The organism is Caulobacter sp. LjRoot300 (assembly GCF_964253875.1).
Classification (GTDB): domain Bacteria; phylum Pseudomonadota; class Alphaproteobacteria; order Caulobacterales; family Caulobacteraceae; genus Caulobacter.
Map to the genome: position 1 here is coordinate 903,555 of NZ_CAXUSA020000003.1, position 15,700 is coordinate 919,254.

Annotated in this window: 15 protein-coding genes; 14 read left to right on the top strand and 1 reads right to left on the bottom strand. The window is 71.0% G+C overall.

The window, feature by feature from the left end; translation table 11 throughout:
• The first annotated feature begins 16 nt into the window (after nt 1-16).
• Nucleotides 17-625, top strand: a complete 609-nt coding sequence (locus ACSQ2G_RS14190) for a TetR/AcrR family transcriptional regulator (protein ID WP_436031841.1) — start codon at nt 17-19, stop codon at nt 623-625.
• Between the two features lie 98 nt (nt 626-723).
• Nucleotides 724-2,094, top strand: coding sequence for an FAD/NAD(P)-binding protein (locus tag ACSQ2G_RS14195; RefSeq protein ID WP_436031843.1), 1,371 nt, complete (start codon nt 724-726; stop codon nt 2,092-2,094).
• Here ACSQ2G_RS14195 and ACSQ2G_RS14200 read toward each other — a convergent pair.
• On the bottom strand, nt 2,066-2,899 hold the full coding sequence (locus tag ACSQ2G_RS14200) for a LysR substrate-binding domain-containing protein (protein WP_310080525.1): 834 nt from the start codon (nt 2,897-2,899) through the stop codon (nt 2,066-2,068). The genes ACSQ2G_RS14195 and ACSQ2G_RS14200 overlap by 29 nt on opposite strands.
• Nucleotides 2,900-3,112: 213 nt before the next feature.
• On the opposite strand from ACSQ2G_RS14200, the gene ACSQ2G_RS14205 reads away from it, so the two are divergent.
• The 12 genes from ACSQ2G_RS14205 (at nt 3,113) to ACSQ2G_RS14260 (ending at nt 15,616) form a co-directional block, all read left to right on the top strand.
• A complete protein-coding gene (locus ACSQ2G_RS14205) occupies nt 3,113-3,838 on the top strand; it encodes an ABC transporter permease (protein WP_436031846.1) in 726 nt (241 codons plus the stop codon).
• Nucleotides 3,835-4,680, top strand: coding sequence for an ABC transporter ATP-binding protein (locus ACSQ2G_RS14210; RefSeq protein ID WP_436031848.1), 846 nt, complete (start codon nt 3,835-3,837; stop codon nt 4,678-4,680). Before ACSQ2G_RS14205 ends, ACSQ2G_RS14210 begins: the two co-directional genes overlap by 4 nt.
• On the top strand, nt 4,677-5,855 hold the full coding sequence (locus tag ACSQ2G_RS14215; protein ID WP_436031850.1) for an acyl-CoA dehydrogenase family protein: 1,179 nt from the start codon (nt 4,677-4,679) through the stop codon (nt 5,853-5,855). The genes ACSQ2G_RS14210 and ACSQ2G_RS14215 overlap by 4 nt, the downstream gene beginning before the upstream one ends.
• Nucleotides 5,852-6,814: a D-isomer specific 2-hydroxyacid dehydrogenase family protein gene (locus tag ACSQ2G_RS14220; protein WP_436031852.1), complete on the top strand. Its 963-nt coding sequence runs from the start codon at nt 5,852-5,854 to the stop codon at nt 6,812-6,814. The genes ACSQ2G_RS14215 and ACSQ2G_RS14220 overlap by 4 nt, the downstream gene beginning before the upstream one ends.
• 12 nt (nt 6,815-6,826) lie before the next feature.
• The gene (locus ACSQ2G_RS14225) at nt 6,827-7,669 is read left to right on the top strand and encodes a class II aldolase/adducin family protein (protein ID WP_436031854.1); all 843 of its coding nucleotides are present in this window, start codon (nt 6,827-6,829) and stop codon (nt 7,667-7,669) included.
• Entirely contained in the window at nt 7,669-8,658 is a 990-nt protein-coding gene (locus tag ACSQ2G_RS14230) for an ABC transporter substrate-binding protein (protein WP_436031855.1), read from the top strand. The genes ACSQ2G_RS14225 and ACSQ2G_RS14230 overlap by 1 nt, the downstream gene beginning before the upstream one ends.
• A gap of 177 nt (nt 8,659-8,835) precedes the next feature.
• Nucleotides 8,836-10,965 carry a TonB-dependent receptor gene (locus ACSQ2G_RS14235; RefSeq protein WP_436031981.1) on the top strand — a complete coding sequence of 710 codons (2,130 nt, stop codon included), beginning with the start codon at nt 8,836-8,838 and terminating at the stop codon, nt 10,963-10,965.
• A 4-nt stretch (nt 10,966-10,969) separates the two neighbouring features.
• On the top strand, nt 10,970-11,590 hold the full coding sequence (locus ACSQ2G_RS14240) for a cysteine dioxygenase (protein ID WP_436031857.1): 621 nt from the start codon (nt 10,970-10,972) through the stop codon (nt 11,588-11,590).
• A complete protein-coding gene (locus ACSQ2G_RS14245) occupies nt 11,587-13,164 on the top strand; it encodes a rhodanese-like domain-containing protein (protein ID WP_436031859.1) in 1,578 nt (525 codons plus the stop codon). Before ACSQ2G_RS14240 ends, ACSQ2G_RS14245 begins: the two co-directional genes overlap by 4 nt.
• A gap of 10 nt (nt 13,165-13,174) precedes the next feature.
• Complete coding sequence (locus tag ACSQ2G_RS14250) at nt 13,175-13,819, top strand: glutathione S-transferase family protein (RefSeq protein ID WP_436031861.1); 645 nt, start codon at nt 13,175-13,177, stop codon at nt 13,817-13,819.
• 94 nt (nt 13,820-13,913) lie between these two features.
• Nucleotides 13,914-15,008, top strand: a complete 1,095-nt coding sequence (locus ACSQ2G_RS14255; RefSeq protein ID WP_436031863.1) for an LLM class flavin-dependent oxidoreductase — start codon at nt 13,914-13,916, stop codon at nt 15,006-15,008.
• A 5-nt stretch (nt 15,009-15,013) separates the two neighbouring features.
• Nucleotides 15,014-15,616, top strand: a complete 603-nt coding sequence (locus ACSQ2G_RS14260) for a flavin reductase family protein (protein ID WP_436031865.1) — start codon at nt 15,014-15,016, stop codon at nt 15,614-15,616.
• Nucleotides 15,617-15,700: the final 84 nt, after the last annotated feature.

Here is a 15,700-nt window from a genome sequence, read left to right on the forward strand (position 1 = left end):
CTCAAGGATCTGGATTGTGAAGACCAAGGCCCAGACACCCGACCTGGCCCCTCGACCGGCGTCCGACCGGCTGATCGATGCGGCGACGGAACTCTTCTACCAGCACGGCTTCCGGGCGATCGGCGTCGACGACATCGCCGCCCGAAGCGGCGTCACCAAGACGACCTTGTACCGATATTTCGAGTCCAAGGACGAACTGGCCGCCGCCTGCCTGACCAGGCTGGCCCTGGAGGATCTGGATGAACTCGTGGCGATCGCCAAGCGGCTCCCCGACGATCCCGTGGCGCAGATCCGCGCGGTCGTGGCGGCCGCCGCCGCCAAGGTGGCTCGACCCGGTTATCGCGGCTGGCTCCTGTCCAACCTGGAGGCCGAGATCAGCGACCAGGACCATCCGATCCGCCGGGTCGGCAAGCTCTACAAGACCCGGCTGCGCGATCATCTGGTCGAGACGGCCCGGCACGCCGGCTTTGCCGCGCCCGCCTCGCTCGCCGACGGCCTGCTTCTGTTGGTCGAAGGCGTCGGCGCCAGTTGGCACAGTCTGGGCGCCGTCGGCCCGGCCGCCAATCTGACGCTGAACTGCGAGCTGCTGATGCAGGGACATCGCGCCGTGGCGCACGCCGCGTAGAGACGCAGGCGGCCGGTTCGGTCGCCGCCGTCCATCGCGCCGCTTGCCCGCGGTTCGACGCCGGGCGATAAATCCGATGAATTCTGTAGGATTTAACCTTGCCCACGTCCCCACCAGTCCTGGCTGTCATCGGCGCGGGCTTCAGCGGCGTGATGACGGCGCTGCACCTGCTGCGCCAGCCTCGGCCGGTCAAGGTGGTGCTGGTCGAGCGGCGCAGTCCGATCGGCCTGGGCGCGGCCTACGCCACCGACGATCCCGCCCATCGGCTCAACGTCCGAGCCGGCAACATGAGCGCCTGGCCCGACCGGCCCGACGATTTCGTCGCCTGGCTGAAGGCCCGCGGCCTCGACCTCGGCCCCGGCGGCTTCGCGACCCGCGGCGACTATGGCCGCTACCTGCAGGGCCTACTGTCGTCGCTGGCCGAAGGCCCGGACGCCGCCGGGCGGTTGCTGATCGTTCCGGACGAGATCACCGCCATCGGGTCGGCCGGCCAGGGCTGGACCTTGACCTGCGGCATGGGCCGGACCCTCGCGGCCGACGTCGTGGTGCTGGCGCTGGGCAACCCGCCGCCCCGCGCGCCGGAGCCGGTGAGCCCGCAGCTCGAGGCCTCCGACGCCTATGTCGCCGACCCCTGGCGCTGGGACCCGAGCGCCTTGGCCGAGGGCCAGGGGCCGATCCTGCTGCTGGGCAGCGGCCTGACCATGGTCGACGCGGCGCTGTCGCTGGACCGCGTCGCACCCGGGCGGCCGCTGGTGGCCCTGTCGCGCCGGGGCCTGACGCCGCGAGAGCACCAGGGCGCCCCGCCCTGGCCCCTGCCCGCCCCGCCGCCGGCGTCGCTGTCGCCGGTCCAGGCCCTGGCCTGGCTGCGCGAGGCGGCCGCGCTCCACGGCTGGCGCACCGCCATCGACGCCCTGCGGCCGGCCACCCAGGACCTGTGGCGCGGCTGGAGCCTGGAGCGGCGCGCCGCCTTCCTGCGCCACGCCCGCGCCTTCTGGGACGTCCACCGCCACCGGCTCTCGCCGCAGGTCGCCGAGCGGCTGGCGCGGATGCGGGCCGAGGGCCGGCTGCGGGTCCTGGCCGGCAAGCTGGAACGAGCCGACGTCCTGGAAGGCGGACGGGCCGGACTGGTCTGGCGGCCGCGCGGCGAGACCGACACCTGGCGCCTGGACGCGGACCTGGTGGTCAACTGCACCGGGCCCTCGGCGGACGTCGAACGGTCCACCGAGCCGCTGATCGCCGCCCTGGCCGCCCGCGGGCTGATCCGCGCCGATCCACTGCGCCTGGGACTGGACATCGACGCCGAGCACCGCGTCGTCCACGCGGACGGGACGGCGCAGGCCACCCTGTTCGCCGTCGGACCGATCACCCGGGGCGCGCTGTGGGAGATCAACGCGGTGCCGGACATCCGCGTCCAGGCCGCCGAGGTGGCGGCCGCCGCGCTCAGAGCTCTAGCGCCGCCTGGTGGATGAGCTCCGACAGCTTGGCGATCGACGGGTGCGGCGACGGGCCGACGCGACGGACATAGGCCACCTGCGGCATGGCCGGCAGCCCCGCCTCGATCGGCGCGGCGCGGGGTCGGAACAGCGCGGTGCGGCAGGTGACGGCCAGGCCGGCCTCGACCGCCGCCCGCAGCGCCGAGAGGCTGGGCGTCTCCAGGGCGACGCGGAACGGCCGCCCCTCATGTTCCAGCGCCGCCAGGGCCGCGTCGCGGAACCGGCACGGCGGCGCCAGGATGGCCAGCGGCAGGATCGCGGCCCGGGCCAGGTCCGGCTCGCCATGCCAGACCATCGGCGCCACGCGCGCCGCGTGGGGATCGTCGGCCGCGCCCATGCACAGCACCACGTCCAGCCGGTCGCCGTTCAGCAGGTCCAGCAGCTCGGGCGAACCGGCGACCCGCACCTCCAGCTGGACATCGGGATTGAGCTGGCTGAACCGGGCCAGAACGCCCGACAGCAGGGTCTCGGCGAAGTCCTGGACCAGCCCCACCCGCACCGGCCCGACCAGGGCGTCGCCGGTCAGGGCCACCACCGCCCGGTCGTTCAGCGCCAGGATCTCGCGGGCGTGGCCCAGCAGGGCCTGGCCGGCCGGCGTCAGGGTCAGCCGACGCCCGTCGCGGTGGAACAGCGGCGTCAGCACCGTCTCCTCCAGGCGCTTCATCTGCAGGCTCAGCGCCGACTGGGTCACGAACACCCGCTCGGTGGCCTTCAGCATCGATCCGGAGTCGACGATGGCCACGAAGCTTCGCAGCAGTTCGGTCGGCAGGTTGGTGGCCATGACGCTCGCCTATAAGAAACTCTGATATGACCCCTGAGGATAAGTCTATTGATCCGATAGGGTTTCAACGCCTTTCTCTGTGGAGCAAAGGCGCTTGCGCCGCAACGGTTCACGGGACGACGCACCCTCATGTCTTTGGCGGTCACCCTTAGAAATTCTCAAGCACGGCCATGGCGTTGGCCCAGGCTTGCCAACGCCCGCTGGCTGTCGCCGATGGCCCTGCTGCTGCTCTGGGAGGCGGGATCCCGCCTCGGGCTGATCCCGGCCCGGATCCTCGCCGCGCCGTCCACCGTGGCCGAGACCTTCTGGGCGATGACCGTTTCGGGCGAGCTGCCGGCCAATCTGGCGGTGTCGCTGGGCCGGGCCGGCGCCGGCCTGGGCCTGGCCTTGACCATCGCCGTCACCCTGGGCCTGGTGTCGGGCCTGTCGCGCTGGGGCGAGACCCTGGTCGACCCGCTGATGCAGATCAAGCGCACCCTGCCGGTCGTGGCCCTGACCCCGCTGTTCATCGTCTGGTTCGGCATCGGCGAGACGCCGAAGATCGCGCTGATCGCCGTGGCGGCGGTGTTCCCGCTCTATCTGAACCTGTTCGCCGGCATCCGCGGGGTGGACGTGCGGCTGGTCGAGGCGGCCCGCAGCTTCGGCCTCTCCGGGCGCGACCTGATCGCCAATGTCATCCTGCCCGGCGCCCTGCCGTCGTTCTTCGTGGGCCTGCGCTACTCGCTGAGCATCAGCGTGGTGATGCTGGTGATCGCCGAGCAGATCAACGCCCAGGCCGGCCTGGGCCACCTGATCAACAACGCCCGCGACTTCATGCGCACCGACATCATCGTCGTCTGCCTGCTCGTCTACGCCCTGCTCGGCCTCGCCGCCGACGCCCTCGTCCGCACGCTGGAGCGCAAGGCGCTGGCGTGGCGCCCCAGCCTCGTGGAGCAATGACCATGGCCCAACCCCGCGTCCGCGCCGTACCGGCCGCCCCGCCATCCGAAATGCCGCCCCAAACCCCGACCGTCAGGCTGAACGGCTTCACCCGCCGGTTCGGCGACAACGTGGTGATCGACCGCCTGGACCTGGCCATCGCGCCCGGAGAGTTCGTGGCCCTGCTGGGGGCTAGCGGCTCGGGCAAGACCACCCTGCTGCGCACCCTGGCGGGCCTCGACTCCGCCGCCGGCCAGGACGTGACCACGCCCGCCGCCCGCGCCGTGGTGTTCCAGGACGCCCGCCTGCTGCCGTGGAAGAAGGTCTGGCGCAACGTCGCCCTGGGCCTGAAGGACACTCGCAAAGACGGGGGCGATGTCCGCGCCCGCGCCGAGGCGGCGCTGAAGGAGGTCGGGCTGGGTCATCGCCTGGACGCCTGGCCGGCCACCCTGTCCGGCGGCGAGGCCCAGCGCACGGCCCTGGCCCGCGCCCTGGTCCGCGAGCCCGCCCTGCTGCTGCTGGACGAACCGTTCGCGGCGCTGGACGCCCTGACCCGGCTGAAGATGCACGACCTAGTGCTGTCGCTGTGGCGCGAGCACAGGCCCGCCGTGCTGCTGGTCACCCACGACGTCGACGAGGCCATCGCCCTGGCCGACCGGGTGCTGGTGCTGGACAAGGGCAAGATCGCCGTCGAGGAGCGCATCGCCCTGGAGCGTCCGCGCGTTCCCGACGCCCGCTTCCACGCCGTCCGCCGCCGGTTGCTGGCCCACCTGGGCGTCGAGGCCCCCGCCCCGCAACCCGCGCCGGCCCCGGCCCCCAATTCGGCCTTGCTCGCCTTCCCGACCGGCGAGGTCGTGCTGTGATCCGCGCCGCGGCCCTGCGGGTGGCTGAGGCGCCGACCGCCCTGCCCGACCTCGACGCGATCCTGCCCGGCCTGACCGCCGCCTTCGCCGCCACCGCCGCCGTCCACGACCGCGAGGCCAGCTTTCCGAGCGCCAATTTCGAGGCCCTGCGCGAGGCCGGCCTGCTGGCCCTGACCGCGCCGCGCCGCCTGGGCGGACTGGAAGCCGACCTGCCCACCGCCCTGAAGGTGGTCTCCGCCGTCGCGCGGGGCGAGCCGGCCACCGCCCTGGTGTTGGTCATGCAGTACCTGTTCCACGCCTCGGTCGAAGGCCGTTCCGGCTGGCCCGAACACCTCAAGCAGCGGGTGATCGGCGAGGCGATCACCGACGGCGCCCTGATCAACGCCCTGCGCGTCGAGCCGGACCTGGGCACCCCGGCCCGGGGCGGCCTGCCCGCCACCATCGCCCGCCGCACGCCCGAAGGCTGGCGGATCAGCGGCCGCAAGATCTACTCCACCGGCTCGACCGCCCTGACCTGGTTCGTGGTCTGGGCTCGTTCGGACGACGCCGAGCCCTTGGTCGGCGGCTGGCTGGTCCGCGCCGACACGCCAGGCATAACCATCGAAGAGACCTGGGACCATCTGGGCCTGCGGGCCAGCGCCAGCCACGACATCGTCTTCGAGGACGTGCTGGTCCCGCTGGACCACGCCCTGGACCCGCAGCCGGTCGGCGCGCCGCCGCCCTATCCGGCCAGCTTCGCGGCCTGGTCGGCGGTGCTGACGGCGGCGATCTACGACGCCCAGGCCCGCGCCGCCCGCGACTGGCTGGTCGCCTTCCTGGCCGACCGCAAGCCGGCAAACCTGGGCGCGGCCTTGTCCACCCTGCCCCGCTTCCAGGAAGCGGTCGGCGACATCGACGGCCTGCTGCTCTCCAATGATGTGCTGCTGGCTGCGGCCGCGCGCGGCGAGGTCGGCGGGGTCGAGGCCAGCCTGGTCAAGCACCTGGTCACCGAGAACGCCATCAGCGTGGTCGAGAAGGCCCTGAAGCTGACCGGCAATCCGGGCCTGACCCGCCACAACCCGCTGGAGCGCCATCACCGCGACGTGCTGTGCGGCCGGGTCCACACGCCGCAGGGCGACGTCGTGCTGACCAGCGCCGGCAAGGCGGCCTTCGCGGCGCGCGAGGCTGCCCAATGAGCCATTCAGTGAGCCGCCTGGTCGTCGCCAGCCAGCTGCCCGAGCTGTTCAACAGCGTCTTCGCCCAGCATGTCGGCGACGCGGAGATCATCGCCGTGCCGCCGGGCCTGGCCGCGCCGTTGCCCGCCAAGGCCAAGGTCCTGGTCGCCGCCCCGTTCCGCAAGGCCGGCGGCGTGCTGCCGCCCACGCCGCCGAAGGGCTGGCCCTATGACGTGCAGTGGGTGCAGCTGGTCTCGGTCGGCATCGACTTCTATCCCGACTGGCTGTTCGACGGCCCGGTGGTGACCTCGGCGCGCGGCTCTTCTGCGGTCGCGCTCGCCGAGTTCGCCCTGGCCGCGATCCTGGCCGAAGCCAAGCGCCTGCCCGACATCTGGATCGACAAGGCCGAGCGCTGGGCTCCCCAGCCGCTGAAGCTGATCGCCGGCACCACCCTGGGCCTGGTCGGGTTCGGGGCGATCGGCGAGGCCCTGGCCCCGCGCGCCCAGGCCCTGGGCCTGAACGTCATCGCCACCCGCCGCTCGGACAAGCCGATCCCCACCCCGGGCGTCGAGCGGGTGGCCGACCTTGCGACCCTGTTCGCCCGCAGCGACCATGTCGTGCTGGCCGCCCCGGCCACGCCGGAAACCCAGCGCCTGGTCGGTCGCGAGGTCCTGGCCACCGCCAAGCCCGGCCTGCACCTGATCAACATCGCCCGCGGCGCCCTGATCGAAGACCGGGCGCTGCTGGAGGCGCTGGACGACGGCCGCGTGGCCCGCGCCAGCCTCGACGTCACCCATCCCGAGCCGCTGACCGAAGGCCACCCCTTCTACAGCCATCCGCGGGTGCGGCTGTCGCCGCACACCTCGGTCCACACCCCCGACACCCGCATCAACCTGGCGACCCGCTTCGCCGAGAACCTCGCCCGTTTCCGGTCCGGCGCGCCCCTGGCCGACGTCGTCGACCTGTCGCGCGGCTACTGAAGGACACCAACCATGACCGCCATCAGCCCGGCCCGGGCGTTCACGACCCAGGGTCCACACCCCGCCAAGATCGAGACCGTGCTGCCGGAGTTTGGCTCGCGCGAACTGCCGCGCCAGCCGACCCACGAGCAGGAGCGGCTCTATCGCAAACAGCGGTTGGCGGCGTCCTACCGGCTGTTTGGCCGCCACGGCTTCGACATGGGCGGGGCCGGCCACATCACCGCCCGCGACCCCGAGTTGACCGACCACTTCTGGGTCAATCCGTTCGGCGTGCACTTCTCGCGGATCAAGGTCTCGGACCTGATGCTGGTCAGCCACGCCGGCGAGATCGTCCAGCCGCCGGCCAAGGTCCCGGCTCGGCTGAACCGCGCCGCCTTCGCCATCCATTCCCAACTGCACGAGGCCCGGCCCGACGTGGTCGCCGCCGCCCACTCCCACTCGCTGTACGGCAAGGCCTGGTCGGCCCTGGGCCGGCTGCTGGATCCCCTGACCCAGGACTCGGCGGCCTTCTACGACGACCACGCGCTGTTCGAGGAATTTTCCGGCGTGGTGCTCGACGCCAGCGAGGGCCAGAAGATCGCCAAGGCCCTGGGCCCGAAGAAGGCGGTGATCCTGCAGAACCACGGGATTCTCACCGTCGGCCAGTCGGTCGAGGCCGCTGTCTGGCGCTACCTGGCGCTGGAGAACGCCTGCCAGACCCAGCTTCTGGCCGAGGCCGCGGGCCCGACCAAGCCGATGCCGCCCGAAGTGGCCAAGCACACCGCCGGCCAGGTGGGCGGCGAGGCCGGCGGCTTCTGGGCCTTCCAGCCCTATTGGGACGTGGTCACCGAAGAAGAACCGGACCTGTTCGACTGATGATCCTTTCCCGTCGCTACCTACTCGCCGGCAGCTTGTCCGTCGCCGGCCTCTCGACGCTCGCCGCCTGCTCGCCCGGCAAGTCCGCCAAGCCCGCCTCCCTGGAGGATCTGACCCTGCGGGCCGCCACCTATCGCGGCAACCTGGAGACCTTCTTCCAGGCGGCCGGCGTCGCCGAGACGCCCTACAAGCTGGCCAAGTCGGAGTTCGTCGGCGGCAACCTGATCGCCGAGGCGATCAACGCCGGGGCGCTGGACGTCGGCGGCATGAGCGAGATCCCGCCGATCTTCGTGGCCGGCGCGCCGGGCAACCAGGTCCGCATCGTCGCCGTGCTGCAGGGCGACGTGAACAACCAGGTCGTGCTGGTCCCCAAGGACAGCAAGGTCCAGGCCTTCGCCGACCTGAAGGGCAAGCGCGTCGGCTATGTGAAGGCCACGACCTCGCACTACATCCTGCTGCGCCTGCTCGACGAGGCCGGTCTGGCCTGGGCTGACATCAAGCCCGTGGCCCTGTCGCCACAGGACGGATTGGCGGCCTTCTCCAGCGGCGCGGTCGACGCCTGGATCATCTACGGCGTCATCGTCCAGCAGGCCCGCCAGGCCGGCGCGCGGGTGCTGCGCACCGCCAAGGGCATCCTGTCGGGCAACTATCTGATCGCAGCCGCCAAGTCCGCGCTGGACGACGACCTCAAGCGCCAGGCCCTGGGCGACTATCTGGGCCGCTACGCCAAGGTGGCGGACTGGGTGAGCGCCGACGGCGCGCGCTGGGCCAAGGTCCGGGGCGAGGCCACGGGCGTTCCGGCCGAGCTCTATCTGCGGGAATTCCAGGAGCGCAGCGGCCCGACCCGGCTGATCCGGATCAGCGAGGCGGCGATCGCCTCGCAGCAGAAGGTCGCCGACGCCTTCGCCGCCGCCGGACTGATCCCGGCCAAGGTCGACGTGCGGCCGCTGTGGGACGACCGGCTGAACAGCGCCCTTGCCGATGGTTAGAAATACTCAATCAACATATTTGCGCTCGCGATATGAGATGATCTGCAAGTCTATAGATTTTATATGGATTGAGACGTCACAACTATTCGACCTTTATCCGCGATAACAAGAACGGGGATAATGATGTCGAGACGCTTTGCTTTTCTGTACTGGATTTCCGGAACATCCGCCTTGGTGATGGCGAGCGCGGCCCAGGCCGCCACGCCCGCGGTCGCCGAAGTGGACGCCAGCGCCGCCCCGGCCGTGGAACAGGTGGTGGTCACCGCCGAGCGCCGCGCCACCGACCTGCAGAAGACCGCCATCGCCATCTCGGCCTTCAACGAAAAGCTGCTGGCGGACCGCAAGATCGACAGCATCCGCGACCTGTCGGGCCAGATCCCCAATTTCAGCATCAGCCGCGTCACCATCAGCCACACCACCCAGACCTACGCCCTGCGCGGCGTGGGCGAGGCCGATCCGATCCAGGAGCCGGTGCTGGCCGTCTATGTCGACGACGTCTACATCCCGCGCCAGATCGGCTCGATGGTCGAGTTCAACGACCTGGAGCGGGTGGAGGTGCTGCGCGGCCCGCAGGGCACGCTGTACGGCCGCAATTCCAGCGCCGGCGCCCTGCGGATCATCACCCGCGACCCCGGCGACGCTTTCCGGGCCAAGGCCGAGGTGGGGCTCGGAAACTATGGAGCCGTCGACGTGCGCGGCCTGGTCGAGGGCCCGCTGGTCGAGGGCAAGCTGGCCGGCAGCCTGTCCTACATCCACCACGAGCGCGACGGCGTCACCTTCGACCCGACCCTGAAGCACGACGTCAACCGCATCGACCTGGACGCCTGGCGCGCCAAGCTGCGCTGGACGCCGACCGATCGGCTGGACGTGCTGCTGACGCTGAACGCACTGAGGGACCGCAGCGACACCCGCAGCTATGTGCCCGTCCGGCAGCCGAACGGCGAGCACCGCACCGACCGCTCCTATTCCGAGATCGAACCGGTGCAGGACCTGGACCAGATCAGCGGCGCCGTGCGCGTGCAGTACACCCTGAACGACCACCTCAAACTGAAGTCGGTCACCTCCTACGGCGGTTTCAACCTCAATCCCGTCGCCTACGACAACGACGGCGAGGCGGCGCTGATCCAGAGGAACCTGATCCACTACAACGACCAGTACGTCACTCAGGAAGTCCAGCTGAACGGCGACTACGGCAAGCTGACCTTCACCAGCGGCGCCTTCTACCTGCATGAGCGGTTCTTCGTGCAGCGCGACGGCTACAGCCGCCGCAACGCCCAGCCGACCGATCCCGTGGCCACGCCCGGCAACTACGGCTTCGCCCGCGCCCACAATATCACCAACACCGACGCCTACGCCGTATTCGGCGAGGCGACCTATGCGCTGAGCGACCGCCTCAGCGTCACCGGCGGCCTGCGCTGGACCAATGAGGAGAAGGAATTCACCTTCGACAACAAGGTCTTGAACCTGCAAGGTCAGGTGGTGGGCCAGTCGATCGCCGGCCAGGCCGACAAGATCTTCTCGGCCGTCACGCCCAAGCTGTCGGCCCAGCTCCAGTGGACGCCCGACATCCTGCAGTACGTGACCTGGTCCAAGGGCTTCAAGTCGGGGGGCTTCGACAACCGCGCCACGCGGCTGGACCTGGCCACCCGGCCGTTCGCGCCCGAGAACGTCGACACCTACGAGACCGGCCTGAAGACCGAGCTGTTCGACCACCGCGCCCGGGTGAACCTGGCGGCCTTCTACAACGACTACAAGGACCTGCAGGTCAGCTACAGCGACCCGGCCTATCCCGGCAATTCGGTGCGCGCCAACGCTGGCAAGGCCCACACCTACGGGGTGGAACTGGAGACCGACGTCCGCGCCACCGAACGGCTCAGCCTCCAGGCCTCTGCCGGTTACCTGTTCGCGGTCTACGACAAGTACAAGAACGCCGGCGGGATCGGCGTCGACGCCGACGGCCACCGGCTGCTGAACTCGCCGCGCTGGAGCCTGTCGGGCGGCGTCACCTACGACCTGCCGATCCACGTCCCGGGCGAGATCCGCGTCGGGCTGAACGCCCAATACCAGACCAAGACCTATTTCAACGCCCTGCAGCGGCCGCAGGACGTCGCGCCGGCCCAGACCTTCGTCAACGGCGTGGTCACCTGGCAGACCCCGGACCCGCGCTGGAGCGTGGTGCTGTCGGGCCGCAACCTGCTGGATTCCGACAAGCCGGTCAGCGCCACCTACACGCCCGCGACCGGCGTCTACCACCAGAACTTCCCCGACCCGCGGACCTGGCTGGTCACGCTGAAATACGCGCTGTGACCCGATGAGCGCGCTTCGCCCCGCCCCCAAACTTCACCGGCTGGCCGACTTCGTCGGCGCCCTTGGAACGTTGGTCGACCAGACCGGCGACGAGGAACTGATCCTCGCCGAGGGCGGACGCCTGCTGGCCGGGCTGATCGCCCGCGACGACTGGCTGCCCGACGCCTACGCCAAGCCCGACCCGACCCGCTACCAGCAGTATCTGCTGCATTGCGACAGCCGCGAGCGGTTCAGCGTGGTCAGCTTCGTCTGGGGTCCCGGCCAGGCGACGCCGGTCCACGACCACACCGTCTGGGGCCTGGTCGGCGTGCTGCGCGGGGCCGAGCTGTCGCAGCGGTTCGCAGTGCGCGGCGACGCCTTCGCCGCCGTCGGGCCGGTCCACCGGCTGGAGCGCGGCGAGGTCGAGGCGGTCTCGCCCACTATCGGCGACGTGCACCAGGTGACCAACGCCTTCGACGACCGCGTCTCGATCAGCATCCACGTCTACGGCGCCAACATCGGCGCGGTGCGGCGCTCGACTTACAACGCCGCGGGACGGCCGAAACCGTTCGTCTCCGGCTACGCCAACACCACCCTGCCCAACCTTTGGGACCGTTCGAAGGTCCTCACCGAGGTCGCTCCATGACCCTGCTCACCGTCACTCCGCGCGAGGTCCGCCAGGACTGGATCGCCCGCCGCGAGATCGCCCTGCTGGACCTGCGCGAGGAAGATCCCTTCGCCCGCGCCCACCCGCTGTTCGCCTCGCAGCTGCCGCTCAGCCGGCTGGAGCTGGAGATCCTGGACCGGGTCCCGCGCAAGGACGCCAAAATCGTGCTGTACGACAACGGCGAAGGCCTGGTCTCGCCGGCCGGCAAGCGCCTGGCGGCCCTCGGCTATACCCAGATCCGGGCCCTGGCGGGCGGGCTCCAGGCCTGGACGGACGCCGGCTACGAGCTGTTCCAGGACGTCAATTCCTACAGCAAGGCGTTCGGCGAGCTGGTCGAGGCCCGTCGCCACACCCCGTCCCTGCCCGCCCAGGAGGTCCAGGCGCGGATCGACCAGGGCGCCGACCAGGTGATCCTGGATTCCCGCCGGTTCGAGGAATATGCGGTGATGAACATCCCGGGCGGGATCAGCACGCCCGGCGCCGAGCTCGTGCTGCGGGCCCGCGAGATCGCGCCCGATCCGGCGACCACCATCATCGTCAACTGCGCCGGCCGCACCCGCAGCCTGATCGGCGCCCAGTCGCTGCTGAACGCCGGCGTGCCCAATCCCGTCTTCGCCCTGCGCAACGGCACCATCGGCTGGACCTTGGCCCAGCAGACCCTGGAGCATGGCCAGAGCCGCCGCTTCCCGCCGGTTTCCGATCAGACCCTGGAAGAGGCCCGGACCAAGGCCCGCGACGTCGCCTACCGGGCCGGCGTCCGGCGGATCGACGCCGAGGGCCTGGCCGACCTAGCCACCGACCGCAAGCGCACCCTCTACCGCTTCGATGTCCGCACGCCCGAGGAATACGCCGCCGGCCACCTGCCCGGCTTCCGCTCGGCCCCTGGCGGCCAGCTGGTGCAGGAGACCGACGTCTTCGCCCCGGTGCGCGGCGGCCGCATCGTCCTGGCCGACGATCTCGGCCCGCGCGCCGACATGAGCGCCTCGTGGCTGGCCCAGCTGGGCTGGGACGTCTACGTGCTGGACGGCGGCTTCGACGGCGAGCTTGAGACCGGCGCCTGGCGGCCCAGCCTGCCGCCGATCCCGACCGTCGAGACCATCAGTTCCGAAGACCTGGCCGTCGCCCTGGGCGAGGCCGCGGTGGTGGTGCTGGATCTCGCGCCCAGCCCCGTCCACCGCAAGGGCCAGGTCCCCGGCGCCTGGTTCGCGATCCGCGCCCGCCTGGCCGAGGCCTTCGAGCGCATCCCCGAGGGCTTGCCGATCGTCCTGACCTCGCCCGACGGCCGCCTGGCGCGCCTGGCGGCGGCGGAGGTGGAGGAGATCTCCGACCATCCAGTGCGGGTGCTGGACGGCGGCACGGAGGCCTGGGCCAGGACCGGCCGCCGGCTGGACACCGGCCTGGTCCGCGCCGCCTCGGACCCGGAGGACGTCTACAAGCGCCCCTACGAGGGGACCGATAACGCCGCCGAGGCCATGCAGGCCTATCTGGACTGGGAGTTCGGCCTGGTCGACCAGCTGGCCCGCGACGGCTCGCATGGCTTCTTCGTGATCTGAGGCCCGTCCGATGCCGTCCCTGAAACTCTATTTCGCTCCCGGATCCTCGGCCTTCGCGCCGCTGATCGCCCTGGAGGAGCTGGGCGTCGCCTATGACGTCCACCCCGTCGACCTGGCGGCCGGCGAGCAGCGCCAGCCCGCCTATCTGAAGGTCAATCCGCGCGGCCGGGTGCCGACCCTGGCCGTCGATGGCGAGCCGGTCACCGAGGTGCTGGCCATCCTGACCTATCTGGCCCACGCCTATCCGCACAGCGCCCTGCTGCCCCTGGCCGACCCGCTGAAGCTGGCCCACGCCTACGAGGTGATGAGCTGGTTCGCCAGCACGGTGCACGTGGCCTTTTCGCAGATCGCCCGGCCCGAGCGCTTCGCCGACGACGACGGGATCAAAGCCGCCCTGGCCACGCCCGGCGAGGCCCGCTTCCACCGCACCCTGACCGACATCGAGCGCCTGGCCCAGCAACCCGGCCCCTGGCTGCTGGGCGAGGACTTCAGCGCCGTCGACGCCTACGCCCTGGTGATCTGGCGCTGGGCCGAACGCCGGCAGATCGACACCTCGGCCTATCCCGCCTGGAGCGCCAAGGCCGCCCGGGCCCTGGCCCGCCCGTCCGTCCGCCGCGCCCTGCGCAAGGAAGCCGCCCCGAAGGTTCCCGCCTGATGAGGCCGCCTGATCAAGCCCTTGAGAAAGCCTCGCTTTTCTAACCCTCGCTCATCCTCGAAATTCCTCCCGACCACAAGACCGGAGCCATCCCATGCCCGTCGAATTCATCGGCTATATCGGCACCCAGCACCAGTCCGAGATCCACCCGGCCCAGGGCCCGGTGATCGACCGCGACTATGTCGACCGCGTCGCCCGCGCCCATGATGAAGGCGGCTTCGACCGCGCCCTGGTCGCCTTCGGCTCGACCTCGCCCGAAAGCCAGCTGGTCGTGGCCCACGCGGCGTCCGTGACCCAGCGCCTGGGCTTCATGATCGCCCACCGTCCGGGCTTCACCGCCCCCACGGTCGCGGCGCGCCAGTTGGCGACGCTGGACCAGTTCACCGGCGGCCGGGTGGCCGTGCACATCATCACCGGCGGCTCGGACGACGAGCTGGCCAAGGACGGCGACCACCTGACCAAGGACCAGCGCTACGCCCGCACCAGCGAGTACCTGGACATCGTCCGCCAGGAATGGACCAGCGAAAAGCCGTTCGACTACAAGGGCGACTACTACAATGTCGTCCAGGCGTTCGGCGGGGTGAAGCCGCTGCAGAAGCCGCACATCCCGGTCTATTTCGGCGGCTCGTCCGACGCCGCCATCCCGGTGGCGGGCAAGCACGCTGACATCTTCGCCCTGTGGGGCGAGACCCAGGCCCAGGTCGCCGAGACCATCGCCCGCGTGCGCCACGCCGCCGCCAAGCACGGTCGTCAGGTGAAGTTCTCGCTGTCGCTGCGGCCGGTGATCGCCGAGACCGAGGAGGCCGCCTGGGCCAAGGCCGACGACATCGTCGCCCAGGCCAAGGCCCTGCGCGACAAGGCCGGCCTGCCGACCAGCGGCCACACGCCGCCCAACGCCGGCTCGCAACGCCTGCTCGACGCCGCCAAGCAGGGCACGCGGCTGGACAAGCGCCTGTGGACCGGCGTCGCCGCCGTCACCGGGGCGGCGGGCAACTCCACCGGCCTGGTCGGCACGCCCCAGCAGGTCGCCGAGGCCCTGCTGGACTATTACGACCTGGGCGTCACCACCTTCCTGATCCGCGGCTTCGACCCGCTGGACGACGCCATCGCCTATGGCCGCGACCTGATCCCGCTGGTGCGGGCGCTGGTCGCCCGGCGCGACGCCCAGCCGGCGGCCGCGGCGGGCTGACGGCCATGGCTCCGCTCGACATCGATCCGCGCTGGCTGGGCGACGCCGCCTGGCCGGCCGTCGCGCCGTTCGGCGACGCCTCGTCCGGCGCGGAGCCGCCCTACGCCGTCCACGCCGCGCCGCCGGCTCCGCCTGTCGCCTCCGAGACCTTCAAGGAGGCTCTGGCGCGACTGGCCAGCGGCGTGGCGATCGTCTCGTGCTGGGACGGGTCCACCCCGCGCGGCCTGCTGGTCAGCTCGATCACCGGTCTGTCGGTCGACCCGCCGCGCTTCCTGTTCTGCGTCCGCAAGGAAGCGTCCAGCCACGAGGTGCTGGTCGACGCCGAGCATTGCGGGGTGGCGATCCTGGCCGAGCACGACGAGGACGAGGCCCTGCGCTTCTCGAGTTCGCGCCGCAGCCACGAGCGCTTCGATCCCCAGCGCTGGCGACTGACGACCGGCGCGCCGCCGACCTATCGCGGCGGCCTGTCGACCACCGCCTGCCGGATCGATCAGCGGATCGACACCGGGACCCACACGGTGTTCATCGTCACGGCCGCGTCGGTGGATCTGGCGCCCGGCCTTCCCCTGGTCGCGCACGCCCGGTCGTTTCAGCGGCTGGCGTCCTGACGCCTTCCCGACGGCGAGCGGTGGACAGGACGGCGCTAGGGAACCTTTTGCGCCGTACTTTGCTAAGACAGGGCCACGCTTGAG

Bases quoted from the DNA above. Each gene is read 5' to 3' on its own strand.
- ACSQ2G_RS14220 (WP_436031852.1), top strand. From the start codon at position 5,852: ATGAGCCATTCAGTGAGCCGCCTGGTCGTCGCCAGCCAGCTGCCCGAG.
- ACSQ2G_RS14230 (WP_436031855.1), top strand. From the start codon at position 7,669: ATGATCCTTTCCCGTCGCTACCTACTCGCCGGCAGCTTGTCCGTCGCC.
- ACSQ2G_RS14240 (WP_436031857.1), top strand. From the start codon at position 10,970: ATGAGCGCGCTTCGCCCCGCCCCCAAACTTCACCGGCTGGCCGACTTC.
- ACSQ2G_RS14255 (WP_436031863.1), top strand. From the start codon at position 13,914: ATGCCCGTCGAATTCATCGGCTATATCGGCACCCAGCACCAGTCCGAG.
- ACSQ2G_RS14250 (WP_436031861.1), top strand. From the start codon at position 13,175: ATGCCGTCCCTGAAACTCTATTTCGCTCCCGGATCCTCGGCCTTCGCG.
- ACSQ2G_RS14245 (WP_436031859.1), top strand. From the start codon at position 11,587: ATGACCCTGCTCACCGTCACTCCGCGCGAGGTCCGCCAGGACTGGATC.
- ACSQ2G_RS14225 (WP_436031854.1), top strand. From the start codon at position 6,827: ATGACCGCCATCAGCCCGGCCCGGGCGTTCACGACCCAGGGTCCACAC.
- ACSQ2G_RS14235 (WP_436031981.1), top strand. From the start codon at position 8,836: ATGGCGAGCGCGGCCCAGGCCGCCACGCCCGCGGTCGCCGAAGTGGAC.
- ACSQ2G_RS14205 (WP_436031846.1), top strand. From the start codon at position 3,113: ATGGCCCTGCTGCTGCTCTGGGAGGCGGGATCCCGCCTCGGGCTGATC.
- ACSQ2G_RS14210 (WP_436031848.1), top strand. From the start codon at position 3,835: ATGACCATGGCCCAACCCCGCGTCCGCGCCGTACCGGCCGCCCCGCCA.
- ACSQ2G_RS14260 (WP_436031865.1), top strand. From the start codon at position 15,014: ATGGCTCCGCTCGACATCGATCCGCGCTGGCTGGGCGACGCCGCCTGG.
- ACSQ2G_RS14200 (WP_310080525.1), bottom strand. From the start codon at position 2,899: ATGGCCACCAACCTGCCGACCGAACTGCTGCGAAGCTTCGTGGCCATC.